At 63.5% G+C, this 15,967-nt stretch carries 16 protein-coding genes and 3 tRNA genes; 6 read left to right on the top strand and 13 right to left on the bottom strand.

Annotated elements, in window-relative coordinates:
• Nucleotides 1-229: 229 nt before the first annotated feature.
• On the bottom strand, nucleotides 230-793 hold the full coding sequence (gene rsmD, locus ACT6QG_RS00380; protein WP_444975630.1) for a 16S rRNA (guanine(966)-N(2))-methyltransferase RsmD: 564 nt from the start codon (nucleotides 791-793) through the stop codon (nucleotides 230-232).
• Between the two features lie 9 nt (nucleotides 794-802).
• The gene (locus tag ACT6QG_RS00375) at nucleotides 803-2,845 is read right to left on the bottom strand and encodes a pseudouridine synthase (protein ID WP_444975629.1); all 2,043 of its coding nucleotides are present in this window, start codon (nucleotides 2,843-2,845) and stop codon (nucleotides 803-805) included.
• Between the two features lie 178 nt (nucleotides 2,846-3,023).
• Between ACT6QG_RS00375 and ACT6QG_RS00370 the strand changes: the two genes are divergently transcribed.
• Both ACT6QG_RS00370 and ACT6QG_RS00365 read left to right on the top strand, forming a co-directional pair.
• Nucleotides 3,024-3,470 (top strand): nucleoside deaminase, encoded by a 447-nt coding sequence (locus ACT6QG_RS00370; protein WP_444975628.1) that lies wholly within the window; start codon nucleotides 3,024-3,026, stop codon nucleotides 3,468-3,470.
• 134 nt (nucleotides 3,471-3,604) lie between these two features.
• Entirely contained in the window at nucleotides 3,605-5,020 is a 1,416-nt protein-coding gene (locus ACT6QG_RS00365; RefSeq protein ID WP_444975627.1) for an exopolysaccharide biosynthesis polyprenyl glycosylphosphotransferase, read from the top strand.
• Nucleotides 5,021-5,059: 39 nt separating this feature from the next.
• Here ACT6QG_RS00365 and ACT6QG_RS00360 read toward each other — a convergent pair whose 3' ends face one another.
• The 9 genes from ACT6QG_RS00360 to ACT6QG_RS00320 form a co-directional block, all read right to left on the bottom strand.
• On the bottom strand, nucleotides 5,060-6,235 hold the full coding sequence (locus ACT6QG_RS00360; protein ID WP_444975626.1) for an AGE family epimerase/isomerase: 1,176 nt from the start codon (nucleotides 6,233-6,235) through the stop codon (nucleotides 5,060-5,062).
• A 76-nt stretch (nucleotides 6,236-6,311) separates the two neighbouring features.
• A complete protein-coding gene (locus ACT6QG_RS00355; RefSeq protein ID WP_444975625.1) occupies nucleotides 6,312-7,547 on the bottom strand; it encodes an HAD-IIIA family hydrolase in 1,236 nt (411 codons plus the stop codon).
• Nucleotides 7,548-7,642: 95 nt separating this feature from the next.
• The gene (locus tag ACT6QG_RS00350) at nucleotides 7,643-8,692 is read right to left on the bottom strand and encodes a GHMP family kinase ATP-binding protein (protein ID WP_444975624.1); all 1,050 of its coding nucleotides are present in this window, start codon (nucleotides 8,690-8,692) and stop codon (nucleotides 7,643-7,645) included.
• 136 nt (nucleotides 8,693-8,828) lie between these two features.
• A complete protein-coding gene (locus ACT6QG_RS00345; RefSeq protein ID WP_444975623.1) occupies nucleotides 8,829-9,740 on the bottom strand; it encodes an alpha/beta fold hydrolase in 912 nt (303 codons plus the stop codon).
• A gap of 145 nt (nucleotides 9,741-9,885) precedes the next feature.
• Nucleotides 9,886-10,836, bottom strand: coding sequence for a penicillin-insensitive murein endopeptidase (mepA, locus tag ACT6QG_RS00340; protein ID WP_444975622.1), 951 nt, complete (start codon nucleotides 10,834-10,836; stop codon nucleotides 9,886-9,888).
• Between the two features lie 118 nt (nucleotides 10,837-10,954).
• A complete protein-coding gene (locus ACT6QG_RS00335; RefSeq protein WP_444975621.1) occupies nucleotides 10,955-11,383 on the bottom strand; it encodes an NfeD family protein in 429 nt (142 codons plus the stop codon).
• 8 nt (nucleotides 11,384-11,391) lie between these two features.
• Nucleotides 11,392-12,402 (bottom strand): SPFH domain-containing protein, encoded by a 1,011-nt coding sequence (locus ACT6QG_RS00330; protein WP_444975620.1) that lies wholly within the window; start codon nucleotides 12,400-12,402, stop codon nucleotides 11,392-11,394.
• 99 nt (nucleotides 12,403-12,501) lie between these two features.
• Entirely contained in the window at nucleotides 12,502-12,882 is a 381-nt protein-coding gene (locus tag ACT6QG_RS00325) for a hypothetical protein (RefSeq protein WP_444975619.1), read from the bottom strand.
• Nucleotides 12,883-13,097: 215 nt separating this feature from the next.
• Nucleotides 13,098-13,268, bottom strand: a complete 171-nt coding sequence (locus ACT6QG_RS00320; RefSeq protein ID WP_444975618.1) for a hypothetical protein — start codon at nucleotides 13,266-13,268, stop codon at nucleotides 13,098-13,100.
• Nucleotides 13,269-13,447: 179 nt separating this feature from the next.
• On the opposite strand from ACT6QG_RS00320, the gene ACT6QG_RS00315 reads away from it, so the two are divergent.
• Nucleotides 13,448-13,969: a GNAT family N-acetyltransferase gene (locus ACT6QG_RS00315; RefSeq protein WP_444975617.1), complete on the top strand. Its 522-nt coding sequence runs from the start codon at nucleotides 13,448-13,450 to the stop codon at nucleotides 13,967-13,969.
• 137 nt (nucleotides 13,970-14,106) lie between these two features.
• On the opposite strand, the gene ACT6QG_RS00310 is transcribed toward ACT6QG_RS00315, so the two are convergent.
• Both ACT6QG_RS00310 and rlmB read right to left on the bottom strand, forming a co-directional pair.
• Nucleotides 14,107-14,182: transfer RNA gene (locus tag ACT6QG_RS00310), tRNA-Thr, on the bottom strand.
• A gap of 115 nt (nucleotides 14,183-14,297) precedes the next feature.
• Entirely contained in the window at nucleotides 14,298-15,164 is an 867-nt protein-coding gene (gene rlmB / locus ACT6QG_RS00305; RefSeq protein ID WP_444975616.1) for a 23S rRNA (guanosine(2251)-2'-O)-methyltransferase RlmB, read from the bottom strand.
• 225 nt (nucleotides 15,165-15,389) lie between these two features.
• Here rlmB and ACT6QG_RS00300 point away from each other — a divergent pair.
• The 3 genes from ACT6QG_RS00300 to ACT6QG_RS00290 form a co-directional block, all read left to right on the top strand.
• A tRNA-Tyr gene (locus ACT6QG_RS00300) sits at nucleotides 15,390-15,474 on the top strand.
• 58 nt (nucleotides 15,475-15,532) lie between these two features.
• Nucleotides 15,533-15,606: transfer RNA gene (locus ACT6QG_RS00295), tRNA-Gly, on the top strand.
• A 196-nt stretch (nucleotides 15,607-15,802) separates the two neighbouring features.
• The coding region (locus ACT6QG_RS00290) for a GTP-binding protein (protein WP_444975631.1) at nucleotides 15,803-15,967 on the top strand (165 nt) is incomplete at its 3' end.

The following is a 15,967-nucleotide window of genomic DNA, read 5'->3' as shown; positions in this document are numbered from 1 at the left end:
AAAGGTGCGATCTTCGCCCATTGGGCATCGCTCAACTCGTACCGCTTCGCCATCATCGCAGGGCTCCGTGCTTCGGAAACACGGAACCCTATGAATCAGCATTCTCCAGCCTTGGGAATCCTGAATGTCGATCGGACCTAGAGATCCGCTCAGCTCTTGATATGCAGCCAATTGAAAAAGGGCCCCTGAATGGGCCCTTTTTGCTTTGTGTTGCTGCTTCGCTGTAGCGCTATGGCTCAGTTGCTGATGCGCGTTCCAGAAAGATCAGTTCGCTTTCATCATAGGAGCGCCGTTCAAGCTCGGCAAAGCCCGCCGGTATGGTGAAGGCACCGGTGCGCTCCTCCACCACGATCAGGCAGTCATCCGCCAGCCAGCCTCCGGCAAGGGCAGAGGCGAGGGCCGCCTCGGCAAGGGCCTTGCCATAGGGTGGATCACAGAAAACCAGCGTATGCGGCGCGCCGGCATGCGCACCGAGCCTGGTTGCATCGCGGCGGAAAATCCGGGTGGAGCCGGTCTGGCCCAGAGCTTCCACATTGTCACGTATGGTTGCGCGGGCCGCAGTAGCTTCTTCCACGAAAAGGGCAAATCGCGCACCGCGTGAAAGCGCCTCAAGCCCGAGAGCACCGGTGCCGGCAAACAGATCCAGCACGAGTGCATCCTCGCAGGCATGGCCATAGCCATGCGCCAGCACATTGAACAGGCTTTCACGCAGCCTGTCCGATGTGGGGCGTGTTGCGCTGGAAAGGGGACCCTTGAGGGGGCGCCCTTTCAGCTTGCCGCCAACGATCCGCATTTGTCAGGCTCAGCCCTTGGGGCGCGGGCCACCGGGGCGGTGGCCGGGACCACGCCCGCCGCCCTTGAAGCCGCCGCCCTTGCCGCCGCCTGGGCGGCCGCCAAAGCCCTTGTCTCCGGAATGGCTTTTGCCACCGCCATGCCCTCGGCCACCGGCAGGGCCGCCGGAACGCGAGCCGCCATGACCGGGACGGCCCTTGCCGTAGCCGGAATCAGACCTGAACGAACGCTCGGCGCCATCACGCGGAGCATGGGATCTGTCCCCGAAGCTCTTTTCGCCAGAACCGCGCTTTTCATAGCTCCCAGCCCCGGCCGCCGGGCGACCATGGGGACGGGAGGAGGAAGCGCCGCGCTCGAACCGATCGCCAGCCGGACGGGGGCCACGCGGGCGGTCCTCGAAGCGGTTGCGACCCTCTGAACCCTCGAAGCCGCGGGAGCCGCCGGAACGCGGGCGCTCGTCGAAGCGCCGCTCGCTCCGCTCACCAGCCGGGCGGGGTGCGCGAGGGCGGTCCTCGAAGCGGTTGCGTCCCTCTGAACCCTCGAAGCCGCGGGAGCCGCCGGAACGCGGGCGCTCGTCGAAACGACGCGAGCCCCGCTCATCGCCACGGGCATCCCTTGGCCGCTCCCTGCGGAAGTCCTCGCGTGCAGGGCGTTCATCGCGGTTGCGATCACCAAAGCGATTGCGACCTTCGGCGCCCTCGCTTCTGCGACCAGCTCCGAAACGGCTGCGCTCATCAAATCGCGAGGCACCGCGTGCACCGTCCCGCTCGTCACGGCTGCGGTCACGCCGGAAATCCTCGCGCCCGGGACGATCTTCCCGCGGGCCACCAAAGCTGCGCCCGGGGCCGCGACGATCATCCTCGAAGCGCTCGCCACGGCGCGCGCCCTCACCACGATGTGCGCCATGGGAGCGGGCAGGCGCGTTGAAGCCGTCACGTCCGCCACGTTCACCACGGAAGGAGCCGGGGCCACGGCCGGGCTCACGCACGGGGGCCGTGCGGTCGGCCACGACACGTTCCACCTTGATGGTGCGGCCCTTGCGATCGGCCACAGTGCCCCGGCTTTCCAGCTCATTGGTCTCGGAAAGGCGGCGGCGTTCCCGCGGGCCGGCACCGCGCTGGGCACCTTCATGCATGTTCTCCCGCTCCCGCGGGCCACGCGCTGCCCGTTCCGGGGTGCGTACGGCCGGGCGGGGTGGGGCGGCTTCCAGCTCGCGTTCCACCAGCGGGCCGGAGAAGTCTGCGCCGGCAGCGGCGGCAAGCTCTTCACCAATCTGGTCGCGCAGCACACGGGTGCGCACTTCCTCGATCTCGCCCTCAGGCAGGTCATTGAGCTGGAACGGGCCGTAGGAAATGCGAATCAGCCGGTTCACCACCAGCCCCAGCGCGCCGAGCACGTTGCGCACTTCGCGATTCTTGCCCTCGCGCAGGGACACGGTGATCCATGCGTTGGAGCCCTGCATGCGTTCCAGCGTGGCTTCGATGGGGCCATATTCGATCCCCTCCACGCTGATGCCCTTCATCAGCGTATCGAGGCGGGCCTGATCGACATCGCCATGGGCGCGGACGCGGTAACGGCGCAGCCACCCGGTTTCGGGCAATTCCAGCACGCGGGAAAGGCCGCCATCATTGGTGAGCAGCAGCAGGCCCTCGGAGTTGAGATCCAGCCGGCCCACGCTGACAAGACGCGGCAGGCCGCCGGGCAGAAGCTCGAAAAGGGTCGTGCGTCCTTCCGGATCCTTGTTGGTGGTCACCACGCCACGCGGCTTGTGGTAGAGGAAAAGCCGTGTGCGCTCACGCTCGGGGAGCGGCGCGCCATCCACGGTGATGATATCAGCCGCCGTCACGGTGACAGCGGGTGTTTCAAGAACCTGCCCATTCACGGCAACGCGGCCGGCGGCAATCCACTCCTCGATCTCGCGGCGCGAGGCAAGGCCCGCGCGGGCGACGACCTTGGCGACGCGCTCGGCCTCTTTCTTCGGGGCGGGGGGGAGTTCGCGCTTCTGGCGCGGAACACGGTTCTTGTCCTTACGGGGCGGTAAATTTCGCGACATTCAAAGGTTTCAGCGAAGGGCAGACGGCTTCGCGGCAAGAGGGTACATCAAAGGCCCGGCGGCCATCTTGATTCTGCAAAGGGCAAAGGGCCGGGCGAATGGAAATGCAGTAGCACACACAGCCCCATATCGCGAGTGCGCAGATTGAAGGGCAAGATTGCGGGAGAGGCATTGGCCCATGTCGGGAACCTTCATGCAGATGGCGCTGAACGAGGCGCGCGCGGCGGCCGGGCGCGGGGAGGTGCCGGTGGGGGCGGTGCTGGTGCGTGGCAGCGAGGTGCTGGCCCGCGCGGGAAACCGCACGCGTGAACTGAATGACCCCACGGCCCATGCGGAAATGCTGGTGCTGCGGCAGGGCGGGCAGATTCTCAATTCGGAACGGCTGATCGGCTGTGATCTCTATGTGACGCTGGAGCCGTGCGGCATGTGCGCGGCGGCCATCTCCTTTGCCCGTATCCGGCGCCTCTATTATGGGGCTGGAGACCCCAAGAGCGGGGGGGTGGATCACGGTCCCTGCTTCTTCTGCCAGCCCACCTGCCACCATGCGCCGGAGGTGTATGGCGGTATTGCCGAGCGACAGGCGGCCGATATTCTGCGCAGTTTTTTCCAGGCCCGCCGCTCCTGAAAGCCGGCCCCCAGATGCGCATATTAAACAAACCGTAAATCAGTTTTTCCAAGCCCTTGACCCATCAGGGGAAGATGCGCAGAAACTGCTGGAGACATGAAGCATCACGCACCGCACGCTGGGGGTTGCCGGGAATGACGCACTGGACCCATGGGCTTATCAATCGCCTTGTCGTGCTCTGCGATGTGGTGATGGCGATTTGTGCGGCTGTCATCGTGAACCTGGAGTGGCATTTCCTCTCCTGGAGCCAGATCGCCATTCTGTGGGCCATTGGCACGGTCATCTTCGTGCAGGTTCTCCAGCTCGGCCGGGCCTATCGGGTGGAGCATTATGGCCATGCCGGCCGCCAGTTCATGCATCTGCTGGTGGGTGGCATTCCCGCGGTGCTGACCGTGGGCGTGTGCTACTACGCCTTCATTCCGAACGAGAGCATGAACTGGGCGGCCTTTGCCACCTGGGCGGTTCTGGCCTCCGTGGCCTTTCTGGCGGGCCGCTATGGTCCGGTCCATATCGGCATGCGGCTGGTGCGCAAATATCAGCTCCTGCGGCGCAAGGCCGTGGTGCTGGGCAGCCCGCAGCGCGCCCACAAGCTGATTGACCGCTATCGTGAACTGAACGGGGAGAAGAAGGCGCTCTTCTCCTTCCAGGCCATTTTCCGTGATGAGGCTGATGCGCCGGACGCAGTGACGGATGACGCCTCCTATCCGCCGGTGCTTGGCGGATTGCCCGAGCTTCTGGAATATGTGCACGACAACCCCATCGATACGGTGATCGTCACCACGAGCTGGGATAACCCTGCCGCCATCAGTGCGCTTGTGGATGAGCTGTATCAGGTCGCCGCCGATGTGATTGTGGAGATGGACCCGAAGGGCTTCTCCCTCACCTATGCGCACCACACCATGCTGGCGGGCGAGCCCGCCCTGCAGGTGCAGCAGCAGCCCTTCAAGGGCTCTCTCGGCCTCATGAAGGGGATCGAGGATTATGTGGTTGCCAGCATCGCGCTGGTGCTGGTTTCGCCCATTCTTCTGGCGGCGGCCATTGCCATCAAGCTGGAATCACCGGGGCCGGTTCTGTTCCGTCAGCCGCGGGTGGGGCGGAACAACAAGGTTTTCATGGTCTACAAACTGCGCACCATGACCGTGGACCCCAATGATGACGGCTCACGCGGAACGCGGCGGGACAATCCACGCATCACACGCATCGGCCGTTTCCTGCGCTCGACCTCGATTGATGAGCTGCCGCAGATCTTCAATGTGCTGAAGGGAGACATGTCCGTTGTTGGCCCCCGTCCGCATGTGCCGAACATGATCGTGGCGCCCAATGTGCATTATGAGGCGATCCAGCGTTATGTGGCGCGCTATCGCGTGAAGCCGGGCATTACCGGCTGGGCGCAGATCAATGGCTCGCGCGGGCCTGTTGAATCGGTGGAGAAGGCCGAGCGCCGCCTCGCGCTGGACCTGTATTATATCGAGAACTGGTCGATCTGGCTGGATCTGCGCATCATGCTGCTCACCATCACCAAGGGCATGGTGGGGCCGCAAGCCTTCTGAGGGCACAAGCCTTTTGAGGATAAAGGCCGGCTGCAACGGTCAGCCGGCCCGCCCCTCATATGTATCCAGCAGCTCCGCCAGCGCACAGGTGATGTGATAGAGCGAACTGCCGGGCGCGGGCTGGAGAACGAAGCTGCCATCCGCATTCAGCACATCGCGCCATGTGCCGGGCACCGGCATGTCGAAATAGAGCTGAAGGCCACGGAAGGCCCGGCGCGCCTCTTCCGCTTCCTCTGCCGTATCCAGACGGCGCAGACGGGCAAGGGCGATCTTCAGCCGCTCGGTCTGCGGCCACAGGCGTGCGGAAGATTTGACCACATCCCCCCCCAGCGTCACCTCATTGATCGCCACATCATGCACCGGGCTGATGCCATATGTGCGGCCAAAGGCGGTGAGGCGGTCGGAAATGGCGCGGGCATCCGCCCAGCCCCACTGCGCCAGCTTCTCGAACAGCCATGCCCATTCAAAGCAGTGGCCGGGCTCCACGATCTGCCCTTCAGGGCCGGGGGCGGGGATGAGATCTTCGGTGAAATATTCCAGCAGTGCGCCGGTGCGCGGATCAATGAAATGATCCCGGCACAGGCGCGCCATCTCTTCCGCCCGCGCCTTCCATGCCTCCTGTCCGCTGATGTCATAGAGGGCGGAAAAAGCCTCGAAGAAGTGCATGTGCGGGTTCTGGTGGCGCAGGGGGCGGGGAATGTCCTTCTCCACAAATCCACCTGAAGCATGGCGCCATCCGGCATCCAGCGCGGCCATCAGCTGGTCCGCCGCCGCCAGAAGCTCCGGGCGCCCGAGGGCGCGGGAGGCGTGGCCGAGGCAGAACAGCATGAAAGCCTGATCATACAGATCCGCCCGTCCATCATGCACCGCGCCATCCGTGGTGAAGCTGTGAATGAACAGCCCATCGGCGCGCCGGCCATGGGCCAGCAGATAATCCACCGTCTGGTTGCACAGGTCCTGCCAGGGGCCATTCCAGCCCAGCCGCCCGATCTCGCCAAACGCATAGATATCCCGCGCCTGCACGAACAGGCGGCGCGGGGCATCATCGCCCTGTCCCTCCAGCGTCAGCCGCTCCACGAAAAGCCCCTTGTCCAGCCGCCCGGTGGAAGACCACAGGGGCGCTGCAATCTCCAGCAGCCAGGCGCGCGCCTCGCCGGCAATGTCGCCCAGGCTGGCAATGGCGGGAGAGGTCTTCACGGGGGCGCAAGACGACATGGAGCGGACTTTCGGGTCAGGTTCATGATCCGGCAGCAGGATTGATCAGACGCCGGCAGCCGGGGCGGACATGCATTCAGGCTTGGGCGGTCTGGCCGGCAGCCGGGGCGGGCAAGGCCAGCGTGTTGATGAAATCCAGCAGGTTATCGCCAGTGAAGAGATGGGCGGCCGGCAGGCCGGCGGCCTGTGCGGCGGCAATATCGGTATCCCGATCGCCGATCAGCAGGCTGCGCTCCTTGTCCACCGGCCAATGGGCCAGCAGGTCCAGAAGCATGCCCGGTTCCGGCTTGCGCCAGGGGTGGGCGGCTGTATAGGCCTCCACCTTGCCGCGCGGATGATAGGGGCAATAGCGCCAGTCATCGACACAAGCGCCTGCCGCGCGCAGCTCCTGCGCCATCCAGTCATGGAGATGGTGGATGGCCTGCTCCTCATACAGCCCATGCGCCACACCGGCCTGATTGGTGACGACAAAGACATAGCAGCCCAGATCATTGAACCGCTTCACCGCCGCCTTCGCGCCCGCCTTCCAGATGATCTCTTCCGGCTTGTGGGCATAATTCGTGTCCTCGTTCAGCACGCCGTCGCGATCCAGGAAAATGGCCGGGCGGCGGCGATGGGCGGGCACGGAGGTCTGGGCATCCTCATAGGTCTGGGGAATGCCGATATCGATGAAGAAGCCATCATAGGCGACGCCCGCCAGCCGGCCTTCCTGCGCCAGACGCGGCAGAAGCAGGCCCTCCAGCGAGAAGGGCGCCTGCATGTTCTCAAGGCAGGCGCGCTTCATGACATAGACGCCGCCATTGATGAGCGCGCGCTCCAGCCCCGCTTGCCGCGCCCGGAACTCGGTGATCCGCTTGCCGTCAAGGGCAATGGTTTCATAGCGGTCCGGCGCTTCCACCAGCCGCAGGGCCATGCCGCAGTCGGCACCCGTCTCAAGGGTGGTGAGGGCAATGTCCAGCCAGTTGAAATCGAACCATGTATCGCCATTCAGCAGCAGGAAGCTCTCATCCAGATGCGGCAGGGCATGGACCAGCGCGCCACCGGTGCCGAGCGGCTCCGGCTCCACGCAGATCTCGACAGTGGCATTGAAGCGGGCAGGCACATTGGTGCCTTCAATATAGTCACGCACCACATCGGCGCGGAAACCGGCCAGCAGCAGGAAACGGTCGAAGCCACGGCGGCGGGCCTCGCCGATCAGCACCTCAAGGAAGGGGGCTCCGGCGACGGGCAGCAGGGGCTTGGGGGTTTCCGCCGTGAGAGCGCCCAGCCGTGTGCCGAGCCCGCCGAGGAGAATGACGCATTGCCTGACCACGGATCGCCTCTCTTTCATACGGAGCGTCCAGTCCTGCCTGGAAGGCTCCAGCCTGTTGCATGGCCGTGTCTTTCACGCCCGGGCATGAAGCATGCTCAGGCGCTGATGGGCCAGCCTTCCGCCCCTTCGAAGGTGAATTTCACGGCGCTTGCCTGCCCGCCGGCCTCGTTCAGCGCCTGAATGAGCTGGTAGCTGTTCTCCGGGTCGGTCAGGAACATCATGAACCCACCCCCGCCAGCGCCGGAAACCTTGCCCGCCCATGCGCCGGCCGCCATGGCCGCGTCATAGAGCTGGTCGACCGTCTGGTTCGAGATGCCAGCCGCGGTGGCCTTCTTGGAAGCCCAGCTGTGCCCCAGAATCTCGGCCGTGCGCCGGATGTCGCCGCGCAGCAGGGCCAGCTTCATCTCGATGGCATCCTGTTTCAGTTCGTGCATGTGGATGAGGGTTTTCTCATCCATCTTGTTCAGCCCGGCCACCTGTTCCTTGATGATGGAATCGGAACGGCGGGACTGGCCGCTGAAGCAGATGACGAGGGAGGCCTCGAACTCGTTCAGATGCTCGCGGCGAATGCGCAGGGGGTTCACGATCACCCGGTCATCGGTCAGGAATTCGAGGAAGTTCACACCGCCAAAGGCCGCCGAATACTGGTCCTGCCGCCCTCCGGCAAGGCCAAGATGCACACGCTCGATCTCGAACGCCAGCCGCGCCACATCATAGGGGCCGAGCGGCAGGCGCAGCGCATAGCGGAAGGCTTCGATGAGCGCCACCACAAGGGCGGAGGATGCGCCAAGGCCGGAGCCGGCCGGCACGTCAATGGTGGTGGACATGGTGAGGGGCACCGCCACGCCATCGCAATAGGTGCGCATCATGTGGGTATAGACGGCGCGATGGAGCATCAGCCCCTCGCGGATCGGGTGGTCGAGGCTGGGGTCCAGTATCTCTTCCTCGCCCACATCACGCGCGCGCAGAACCAGTGCGCCGATGCGGTTGGCACGCAGATGGGCATAGGCAAAACGGTCGATGGTGGCGTTCAGGACATTGCCGCCATATTCGTTGCAATAGGGCGAGAGATCCGTGCCCCCGCCTGCCAGACCCAGCCGCAGGGGTGCCCGCGCGCGAACATTCAGCGCATCGCCGATGGCCATCACTCTGTTCCTTCCTGCATCTCGCCTCTTGCGCTGGCTTATAGCCCTAGTTGCGGGCCATGCAGAAGTGCGCTTGCACAAGTTTGCTGCATTCTTTCAGCCTTGCAATGTAAAGAGGTATGGTCGGGGGCGGGCCTCAGTCCGGACGGGAGAGGAAGGGGCGTGTGGCCTCGACCAGAGCATCCGGCGCTTCCTCGCAGACGAAATGCCCCGCGCCCGGCAGGGCCATGCCGGTGATATCCGGCGCCAGCACCTTCCAGGCATCCAGAGGGCTTGCCCCGCGCGCGGGAATGCCGCGTTCACCCCAGATCAGCAATGTGGGGCACAGCAGGGTGCGCGCTGCGGCGACATCCGCCTCATCATGGCCGAGATCCACCGAGGCCCCGGCGCGATAATCCTCGCACATGGCATGCAGCCGGTCCGGCGAGGAAATGGCCGCGCGATAATGGGCAAGGGCGCGCGGATCGAAGGCATCCAGAGACTTGTCCGCGGTCCAGCCCGCCATGGTCCAGTCCAGGTACCATGCGGGATTGGCGCCGATGAGCTTTTCCGGCAAGGGATGGGGCTGGGCCAGGAAGGACCAGTGATAGACCTGAAGCGCACGGGCGCGGTCCATGCGGTGCCACATCACATAGGTGGGCAGGATATCCAGCAGCACCAGATGCGAGACCCGGCCCGGATGGTCGAGCCCCAGACGGTAGCCCACCCGCGCGCCCCGGTCATGCCCCATCAGCGCAAAGCGGGCAAAGCCCTGTTTCTCCATCACCTCCAGCATGATCTGCGCCATGTCGCGCTTGGAGTAGGGTGCATGGTCCGGCCCGCCGGCGGGGGCGGTGCTCCAGCCATAGCCGGGCAGATCCGGGATGATGAGCGTATGGTTCTGCGCCAGTCGCTCAGCCACCGCATGCCACATTACATGGCTTTGCGGAAAACCATGGAGGAGGAGGAGCGGGGAGCCGGTACCGCCCTGCCGCAGAAAGATGCGCCCGGCCTGGGTATCCACATGATGGGCGGAAAAACCGGGAAACAGATCGGCAAGATCAGGCATGGCGCGCGCTCCACAAATGGTTTTCGGCCAGTGTAGAGCCTTTCGCCCGCCCGGGGAAATGCCGATGAGACCCAAAGCCCCGGATGTTCGTGGCTTTATCGCTCCCCCTCATGCTCCGGCACGATACCGGCGCATGGGGCGGGCATCACTGTGCTTCCAGCACGACAGCGCAGGCGGGCGGCAGATCGGCCAGCGTGAGCTGAGGCTTCGGCTTCGGAGGGGTCTTTGGCGGCGGCTTGGGCTTGGGGTTCAGAACCTCATCGGAGAACCACCATGCCAGTTCAGATCCGCATCCATCACCCTGCGGAGGCGCGGCCTGCGGGCGGCATTGCGGGCTGCCGGCCGGGCAGGAGAGGCGCACATGCATGTGATAGTCATGCCCCCAATAGGGACGCACCTTGGCCAGCCATGACCGGTCTCCCTGCGCATCCCGGCACAGGGCCTTCTTGATGGCGGCATTCACCAGAACGCGTTCCACCCGCGGGTCCTGCGCGGCTGCGCGGATGACGCGCCAGTGATCCGGCCTCCAGTTGGCCGGGTCGATATCGCGCCGGTCTTTCCGCACCATCATGGTGGCGGAGATGTTCTCGCGCTCCTGACGGCTGAGGGGGCGCGGTGCGCCCGGTGTGAGCCAGATATCGACATCAAGGCCGATCTGGTGTGAGGCATGACCGGTCAGCATCGGGCCGCCACGGGGCTGGGACATATCGCCCACCAGTATGCCGGACCAGCCGGAAACCTGCGGCACCTTCTCGGCAAAATCCCTGATGAAGGAGAGCAGTTCCGGGTGTCCGTAATTGCGGTTGCGGGAAAGGCGCATGGCCTGCCACAGCGGCCCGCCACCATTTGCGGCGCTGTGCGGTCCGGTGACCGGCAGTTCCATCGCCCCGGCCACGCAGCCCTTTGAATAGAAACCGATAGCCTGGGGTGGCAGCTGGGCCGGCGCCTTCATCTTCCCGAAAAGCTGGCGGGCCGGAGGCTGTGTCTGGTTCTGCGCCAGTGCCTGCGGGGAGAGGGCAGGCAAGGCGAGCAGAAGGGCTCCGCTCCATGCCGCATGGCGAATCAGGCGTGAGGCGCAGGAGATATGGCGCACCATCAGCTTTCCTTCCCGTATCAAAAACCTGCGAAATCCGCATCGCAGCCAGCCCCCGAGGGTAGGGGGAAAGGGTGCCGGATTTGCTAATGCCCCCGCAGACATGGGCATGGCGCGCCGTTCAGGCCGGCTCCACTTTCAGGATCGCCCCATCGACAGCCACCACACGGACTTCTTGCTCCGCCGCCAGATCCGGCCCCTCCACCCGCCAGATCGTGTCGCCGATGCGGATATGGCCAATGCCGTCGCGGATGGGCTCATCCAGCCTGTAGCTGCGCCCGATATAGCTTTCGGCCCGCCGATTGAGAAAAGGGCGATCGGAAGCCTTGTCCGGGGGCGGGGTGATCTTGCGGCCGATCAGGACCGTCATCAGGGCGACCGCGGCGAAGACGACCAGGCTGATGGTGAAGGGCAACGCCAGAAAGGAGGCGATGACGCCTGTAATGACGGCGGAAAGACCCAGCCACAGGAGAAATGTGCCGGGGGCGAAGATCTCTGCCACCAGCAGGATTCCTCCCACGATGAACCAGGCCCAGGGGCTGATTTCCATCGCAATCCTCACTCCGTCCGCATGGAAGGGGCCCCGGGGCCGGTGGGGCGGCGCGGCACAGGGCTGGTGGTGGGCGCTGGCCGCACCGGGCGGGCACCATCCCCGCCGAAGGCATCGCGCGCAATTTCCCCGATCCCGGCAAGGGTGGAAAGAAGGGCGGTGCCTTCATAGGGCATCAGCACCACCTTCTGATTGGGCGACGAGCCCAGAACTTCAAACGCCTTCACATATTTTTCGGCGATATAGTAATTGAGCGCGGCGGGCTCGCCATGGGCCACGGCGGCAGAAAGCATCTGGGTGGCGCGGGCATCGGCCTCCGCCAGACGCTCACGGGCTTCCGCATCCTGAAAAGCCGCCTCGCGCCTGCCCTGCGCTTCCAGAACCTCGCTGGCCTTCTTGCCTTCCGCCTTCAGGATTTCGGCCTGCCGCAGGCCCTCGGCCTCCAGAATCGCTGCCCGCTTGTCCCGCTCGGCCTTCATCTGCCGCGCCATGGCGTTGACCAGATCGGTGGGCGGCACGATGTCCTTGATCTCGATGCGGTTGATCTTCACGCCCCATGGCTCGGCCGCGGCATCCACCACGCGCAGCAGGCGCACATTGATTTCATCGCGGTGCGAGAGCAGCTGGTCGAGATCCATCGAGCCCATGACGGTGCGGATATTGGTCATGGTCAGCGCCATGATGGCCGAATCCAGATGGGTGATCTCATAGGAGGCGCGGGCGGCATCAAACACCTGGAAGAAGGCCACCCCATCCACCGAAACGGTGGCGTTATCCTTGGTGATCACTTCCTGGGTCGGCACATCCAGCACCTGCTCCATCATGTTCACCCGGTTGCCGATCTGATCGATGAACGGGATGAGGATGTTGAGGCCGGGCATCAGGGTTCTGGTATAGCGGCGGAAGCGCTCCACCGTGTACTGGTAGCCCTGCGGCACCGTCTTCACGCCGGCGAAGATGATGGCGATGGCCAGAATGACAAGAATGATGACGAACAGATTCGGGCCAGTGGGCAGCATGGCGAACCTTCGGTTGGGTGCATCCGTGCGGATGCGTGTGTATTCGGAGGAACCATACAGCAAGGCCGGTGCGCGTGCATGCGCGCTGTCCGCCTGTTTTCAGGCGGGCGATTTGGGCGGGGTCGCATCCTTGCGGGCAATCAGCAGGCCGGCCATGAATCCGAACCCAAGGCCGAGATGCCAGACCTTGAGCGCGCCATCCAGATAGTTGAACGTGCCTGCATCGCGGGAAACGAAATAGCTCAGAACAAGCGAGATCAGCGCGATGGAGAGCAAAATGAGCGTGGAGGCGGCTTTGGGAGCCGATTCACCGTTCGCACTGGAAAAGCGTCTTGAAAGCGTCATCAAAATGCCACCGGCAATGGCCGCAAGGGCATAGGAGACGAAATAAAGCCCGGCCGAAAGAAAGCTGTTCTCCAGCGCCAGTATGAATATGCCAACCGGCAGGAACAGGATGGAAACAGTTTCTAAAGGGCGCATGTTGTCCGCAGAGCTTTTCCGGTGTCAGGCAGCGCACCCTCTTTATCGTGCGCCGGAGCTTTTGGCCACGATCTCCGGCACAAAGCCGCCCCCGCTTTTCCAGATGCAGAACTTCGATGCCCCTCCCGCTTTTCTGCTTATCTGAGAAGTGGCGGGGCGGGGCATCGTCATATGTATGAAAAAGCGTGCACTCTCTATGTTATCGACTGATTTATTCATGGTGGCGTGCGGTTTTTGTCTGCCAGTTCAGACATGATTTCAGTCGCATCCTGAAGGGCTATAGAGAGTATATATGCGAGAGTTTCCAATTTATGTATTTCCGCAATATTTTTTATTTCTCTGACTATTGAGCTTATATATTCGACAGCCATGATCTTGTCGTTCATGATTACAATCCTTTAGGCTTCCTCCTGGCCTTGGAACATGAGGGATTATTCAAGGAGAGGAAGCAAGGGGCGCATGTGGATAACTGCCCGGCTGCGTGGGAGGGGCGCGGCGCCATGTGGGGCCCGGTTGAGGCTGTGACCAAAGACGTATAGTGCGGGCAAAACGGATATTGCTGGACATGACCCCTACACTGACGACCCCCCGCCTCACCTTGCGCCCGATGCGTCTGGAAGACTGGGATGGCTATCATGATGTCATGACATCACAACGGGCGGTGTTCATGGGTGGCCCATATGCGCTGCCCGCAAGCTGGGGCATGTTCTGTACATGCCTTGCCCAGTGGGATTTGTTCGGGTTTGGCGCGCTCATGATCGAGGATACCGCCAGCCGGACATGTGTGGGGCAGATCGGCGTCAATTCCGGGCCGCTCTTTCCGGAATGGGAGCTTGGCTGGCTGCTTTTCCCTGAGGCGGAGGGGCGGGGTTTTGCGCGCGAGGCCGCGGCCGCGATGCGGGATTGGGCGAGGGATGTGCGCCAGCTCCCGACACTTGTCAGCTATATTGACCCTGCAAATTCCCGTTCCATCCGTCTTGCCGAGCAGATTGGCGCCCGGCTGGACAAGGATGCGCGGGGAACTGACCCGGCTGATCTCGTATATCGCCATTTTGGCAGGTCGGTGAATGCCCTGGGGGAAGGCTAGCCTTTGGAGGGGGCACTATTCTCCGATGGGGGCCGGGGCTTATGGAGATGCAACTGCCGAAGTTGGCCATTTTTCCGGGACGCCGGAAAAATGCTGCCGCCGGGGCGATTGGAGCCATCTGAAAATCAGAAAGAATCTGGTGCCGCGTGTCCGAATCGAACGGACGACCTACCGCTTACAAGGCGGTTGCTCTACCATCTGAGCTAACGCGGCTCCGCATCGCGGCGGAGGCTCCGTCGCGCATGGGCACTGCTCTAGCAGCGCTTTGTATGGGGAATCAAGCGGGCATCCTCACCAGCGTGTCAAAAACCGGGGATGAAGCAGGGCTTCACGGGGCTGGATTGCGCTTGATGGCCCGCCGCGCCATGCCAAGTGACAGGGCCGCGGCATTCGAGACATTGAGGCTCTTGATCACACCCGGCAGGTCGATTCGTGCCAGAACATCACAGGTGTCGCGCGTGAGCTGCCGCAGGCCCTTGCCCTCGGCGCCCAGTACAAGGGCCATGGGCGCGCGCATGGGCGTATCCTCAAGGTCGGCTGCACCCTCACTGTCGAGGCCGACAACGAGCATGCCGGCATCCTTCAGCTCATTGAGCGCCCGGGCCAGATTCTGCACCCGGCAGAAGGGCACATGCTCCAGCCCGCCAGAAGCGCTCTTGGCCAGCACGCCGGTTGCCACCGGGCTGTGGCGGGCGGTGGTGACGATGGCCCCGACCCCGAAAGCGCAGGCGGAGCGCACGATTGCGCCCACATTGTGCGGATCGGTGATCTGGTCCAGCACAAGAACGAGATCATGCTTGGCCGCCTTGGCAAGGGGCGGGAAGGGGAGGTGATCAGCCTCCGCGAGCAGGCCCTGATGGACCGCATCCGCACCCAGCAGCTTGTCGATCTCGGACGGCTTTACGATCTGCGGCTGGACGGGCACTTTCAGGCCCTCTTCCTCCAGCCGTCGCATGGCGTTTTCCGTTGCCATGAGCTTGCGGAAGCGCCGCTTGGGATTCGCCAGCGCCTCTGCAACCGTGTGCCAGCCATAGAGCAGGGCGACATCATCCTCGCCTTCCCAGCGCGGGGTGGCACCGCCCTTGTTGCGGCGGGGCGGGAAGGGGCCGCCCTTGCCCCCGCCCGGGCCGAAAGAGCGGAAGGAAGAGGGGCGGGGAGCCGCACGGCGCGGACGATCGGAAGAATGATCAGACATGAAACTGCCTTTGTCAGAGCCATGGCATAAGCGCAAGCCGAAACGCATCCCCGCATCTCTTCGCAAGGTCACGTGCCAGGGTGTCGTCCACAGCATGTCATCCACAGGCGGAAAAAAGTTGGCGCATGCCGGTTGACTTGTGGGGCTGCGGAACACATAAAGCCGCCCTCAACCGGGGCTGGCGTGAGCCGGTGCCGGTGAGGCGAAAAATGACGGGCGTCATATGGAGGAGTGCCCGAGTGGTTAAAGGGGACGGACTGTAAATCCGTTGGCTCAGCCTACGTTGGTTCAAATCCAACCTCCTCCACCACCCGTCATTTTGTGTTGGAATCCAGTGTTCGCACTGGTTTCGCACCCGTCGCGGGATCGCGGGTGTAGCTCAATGGTAGAGCAGCAGCCTTCCAAGCTGAATACGAGGGTTCGATTCCCTTCACCCGCTCCAGCCTTTCTTTCCGGAAAATTTGTCAAATCGCGCGCGGGCGTGTATCGCAGTCCTTTATCCGTGGCACGCACCTGATGCTGTCCGCCATAAGGTAAGGGCATATGCCGTGCGGCTCTTGCATCTGCACGTAAAACGCCCTATCCCACGCAAGCTTTTTTGCGGCCCGTGCGGGCGCTTGATCGACTGAGAGAATACGATGGCCAAAGAGAAGTTCAACCGTTCGAAGCCGCATTGCAACATCGGCACCATTGGTCACGTTGACCATGGCAAGACGTCGCTGACGGCTGCGATCACGAAGGTGCTGGCTGAGGCTGGCGGCGCCTCCTTCACGGCATATGACCAGATTGACAAGGCGCCTGAA

It is taken from the genome of Haloleucobacter ellipsoideus (assembly GCF_052491725.1).
Note: the sequence above shows the minus strand (reverse complement) of the source record. Positions and strands in the feature narration are given on the sequence as shown.

Excerpts from the sequence above, each read along its gene's own strand:
- ACT6QG_RS00365 (WP_444975627.1), top strand. The coding sequence starts at position 3,605 with ATGACGCACTGGACCCATGGGCTTATCAATCGCCTTGTCGTGCTCTGC.
- ACT6QG_RS00315 (WP_444975617.1), top strand. The coding sequence starts at position 13,448 with ATGACCCCTACACTGACGACCCCCCGCCTCACCTTGCGCCCGATGCGT.
- ACT6QG_RS00360 (WP_444975626.1), bottom strand. The coding sequence starts at position 6,235 with ATGTCGTCTTGCGCCCCCGTGAAGACCTCTCCCGCCATTGCCAGCCTG.
- ACT6QG_RS00325 (WP_444975619.1), bottom strand. The coding sequence starts at position 12,882 with ATGCGCCCTTTAGAAACTGTTTCCATCCTGTTCCTGCCGGTTGGCATA.
- ACT6QG_RS00375 (WP_444975629.1), bottom strand. The coding sequence starts at position 2,845 with ATGTCGCGAAATTTACCGCCCCGTAAGGACAAGAACCGTGTTCCGCGC.
- ACT6QG_RS00320 (WP_444975618.1), bottom strand. The coding sequence starts at position 13,268 with ATGAACGACAAGATCATGGCTGTCGAATATATAAGCTCAATAGTCAGA.
- mepA (WP_444975622.1), bottom strand. The coding sequence starts at position 10,836 with ATGGTGCGCCATATCTCCTGCGCCTCACGCCTGATTCGCCATGCGGCA.
- rsmD (WP_444975630.1), bottom strand. The coding sequence starts at position 793 with ATGCGGATCGTTGGCGGCAAGCTGAAAGGGCGCCCCCTCAAGGGTCCC.
- ACT6QG_RS00345 (WP_444975623.1), bottom strand. The coding sequence starts at position 9,740 with ATGCCTGATCTTGCCGATCTGTTTCCCGGTTTTTCCGCCCATCATGTG.
- ACT6QG_RS00335 (WP_444975621.1), bottom strand. The coding sequence starts at position 11,383 with ATGGAAATCAGCCCCTGGGCCTGGTTCATCGTGGGAGGAATCCTGCTG.
- ACT6QG_RS00370 (WP_444975628.1), top strand. The coding sequence starts at position 3,024 with ATGTCGGGAACCTTCATGCAGATGGCGCTGAACGAGGCGCGCGCGGCG.
- ACT6QG_RS00330 (WP_444975620.1), bottom strand. The coding sequence starts at position 12,402 with ATGCTGCCCACTGGCCCGAATCTGTTCGTCATCATTCTTGTCATTCTG.
- rlmB (WP_444975616.1), bottom strand. The coding sequence starts at position 15,164 with ATGTCTGATCATTCTTCCGATCGTCCGCGCCGTGCGGCTCCCCGCCCC.
- ACT6QG_RS00350 (WP_444975624.1), bottom strand. The coding sequence starts at position 8,692 with ATGGCCATCGGCGATGCGCTGAATGTTCGCGCGCGGGCACCCCTGCGG.